General features: G+C 55.5%; 1 protein-coding gene. It reads left to right on the forward strand.

The features are described from left to right. Positions 1 to 2138: 2138 nt before the first annotated feature. On the forward strand, positions 2139 to 2987 hold the full coding sequence (locus ABWQ00_RS15720; RefSeq protein ID WP_353239598.1) for a hypothetical protein: 849 nt from the start codon (positions 2139 to 2141) through the stop codon (positions 2985 to 2987). The last annotated feature ends 258 nt before the right edge of the window (positions 2988 to 3245 follow it).

Raw genomic sequence — 3245 nt, forward strand, 5'->3', positions numbered from 1 at the left:
CTGCACAGGAAATCGGCGTACCACATCCTGTGTGCTTTGGACAGCATGCTCCTAGTTGCCAGTGGTAGGGGTCTCAGATTTCAGAGCCATGGGGGCCTCTGTTGGAAGTTCCTCTTCTTCCTCCTCTGCTTCCACACATGCTATTGGCCAGTCTCCGGACTTTGGTTTGACTCTGTGTCTCTGCGTGGACCAGGGTTCAGATGGGTGGGCAGCAGCAATGTGGTTATTGTACGTGGCCTCCGTGCGGCTTCTGTTGTTCTTCGACCCAAGTCACCGCAACTGGAATGATCTGAATATGGCAATTTCAAGTGCTGGCTTGTGGGACGCTGTGCTATTGTGGGGAGTTGTGTTCTCGGTGAACTACGGGCCCTTCGAGTCTGCAGGGTGGTGGATGCAAGCCAAAGAGGCCGCCAAAGACTACTCGGACCACAGCTCAGTGGACTGCCCCCTTCTGCAAGCACTGCTGCCTCGCATCGCGAAGGAGTCGGGGTGTCCGGAACGCTTGGGGGACCCTGGGTATGCGCAGGAGGTCTTGGACACTCTGTGGGCGCAGCGCGCCTTCCTCCAAAAGGGGCCCAAGTTGGCTCTGGCCCGGTGGCTCAGCTGGATGCACTGCTGGTCCTTTTGGGAAAGGCAGATGGGAATCAGACTATTGGGACTCCTGTACTTGGGCATCAATCTGGGGTACTTGGACCACAGACCTGCCAGCAGCCAGTTGTCCCTCCAGGCCATGAGGCCTCCAGACGAGCATGGCGTACTAGGGTCCACGCGGCAGAGCGCGCGACTGGCAGTAAGGTCAGTGAGGGACAGGTGCAAGAACATGTTGCACGTAGCCACCCTGGTATTGGCTGACTCCGCCTTGGTGAGGAAGGGGTCGATCTTGGACGTGTTGTCCCGCGGAGTCCGCAAGTGGCACAGCGACCAGGTGTCGGAGAACACCTCCTGCAGTGCCAATGTGGGCTTCTACCGCTCCCAGGCTACAGGGCAGTCCTGGCCAGCCCTTGCGCACGCGTTCGAGGCAGTGCGTGATGTGGAGCGTTTGGCCGACATGGGCTTCTGCACCAGGTGCCCACTTGGCATGAAAGGCAAGCTCGCGGCAGATCACCCTCTGTTGTTAGAAGAGAACACGTGGGCAGCATTGGCCATGAGGTTTTGTTTTGCACTATTGCTCCACCGGCGGGTGTCCCTCTTGTGGCACGTGCAAGCTCTGCCAGGTCGCTTTGTTGCTCTTGTTGCCCCATCTGCAGACATTAGGGAAGCTGCCTTGGCTTTCATCAAATAATGTTGGCAAGTATGGCTGGAGGCCGACAAGCGCACAGAGAAGCAAGTGCGGTCTTGGTGCAAACGGAGTTGGTTCCAGTGTGTTGCTGTGCGGGAGGTGTGTGAGGAACTGGCAAAGGTTGGTTTTGAGTATGTGCCAGCAGACGTGGCAGCGCATCTTTTGGAGGCGTTCAGCACTCCACCCACTTCCCTCTGCGAGCACGGCTTCAAGTTTGTCCGCAAGGCAGAGGACAGGGATGCCGACCACAAGACCATGTCCTCCTCTCGCATCTGGCTTGCACCCATGCACGCAGAGGTGATGACTTCGAGGCATAACTACACGGAGGTGGAGTGGCGGAACCAGGCGGTGACCTCCAGCGACCCGAGGACCTTGCCTCCCAGTATCTTCAAGCCTTGCCTCCAGAGACAGCACACTAGCTTCGATATGTCAGGGATTGTGTCCAAGGACTCGCCGCCGCCTTGGCCGAGTCTGTCTCCAGCGTCCTTCTTTGGTCTGGCTGGCGAGATGGCTGCAATGCGCTTTTGCTCGCAAGCCAAATGCTGGGGCCAAGCGGAGACAGTTTGGATGTGTGGTCTCTTGCGACCGGGCATGCTTGTGCGACGTGTCGGAGACCTCAATTGGGCATTCTCTTGTGGACCGCTCGAAGGCCTCGATCATAATGATATGTCATGATCATTGCCTAGTTCCTATTGATATGTCATGATCATTGTTGTGGAAGCTCCTAATTATTTCAATTTCATTTATCACTAATCAAGAACATGTTTGTAAACTCGTTTTGAGTGTCTCCGCTGATTCCAATGTCATGTTTTTTCTGCATTCTTCCTAGTACATTGAAGGCACAGCTGCAGCGGCCCTGTTGGCCAAGCCCATCGTGGAGGCAGGCGGAGCTGCAGTGTACATCCCAGACATCACTTCGCAGGACAGCATGTTGTGGCACATCGTCCTTGACCAGCTGCATTTTGAGGTCTTGCCAGCGACGATGCGCAGCCCCCTTGCTGCTGAACTTGCAGGCGCCGACGCACCCTCCATCGCAGCAGTGCCCAATGGCCCACCAGTCTCGCTGCTGGTTGCTGCCGCCAACGAGGCCTTCGCTTGGTTGCCAGAGACAGCCATCACACGCCTCTTGCACGAGCTTGGCGTCGGCTTTGACCCACCAGGCGACCTCTACTCCAAACTCTGGGCGTTGCTGCGCCATGCACTTCCAGGCAAGGCTGACGCAGATCTCTTCAACATCATGCAACTCCGCAGCGTGGAACCCAACCTCGATGCCTATGAAGTGCTTGCCGACGAAGCTCTGCTGGAGGCCATGGACGACAACGATAATAAAAATGAAATGCGTAACTTTTGCAAGAATGTGGAGATTCACCTCGATGCAAAGAAAAGCTTCAGTAACCGACTGAAGCAGCACGCAGACAAGCTCAAACCTGAGCCTGCTGCAGCAAAGGCCAAGGCCAAGGCCAAGGGCAAGGCCGGTGCAAAGGCCAAGGCCAAGGCTGCTGCAGCTCCTCCACAAGACGAATTGTTCACAGAGGACAGCGGACGCATATTCCTGCCACCAAGAGCTGTCCTCTACAAAGACTTCTACAACAAGAGGTGGCTCGTAATCGACAAAAATCACCGGCAGTCCGCGCTCCCGATCATGGGAGCTACACGGAGACACCAGAGCCCTATGCATGGTGTTGCTGTGGGCATGGCAGCAAAATGAGAAGGCTGGGGGCGAATCATGCCCCTTTGAATTCATTGAGCAAACTGCTCATTTCAATTGATGAGGGATGTAAGGTTCTAATGATGAACATGAGATGATGCATGCAATGCTCATTACATCCATCATGATCGAGGGTCTGAGCCTGGGGGGGGTGCTCAGGTACTGCAGTCTTCTATGAGGAGTTCGGCGACTTGCGAGGACAACTTGTTCAGACGTTGCAACATTGAGGAAGAATATGACCGTGAGTTTTCTTTCTAT

Source organism: Limnohabitans sp., from assembly GCF_040400975.1.
Lineage (GTDB): Bacteria > Pseudomonadota > Gammaproteobacteria > Burkholderiales > Burkholderiaceae_C > Limnohabitans_A.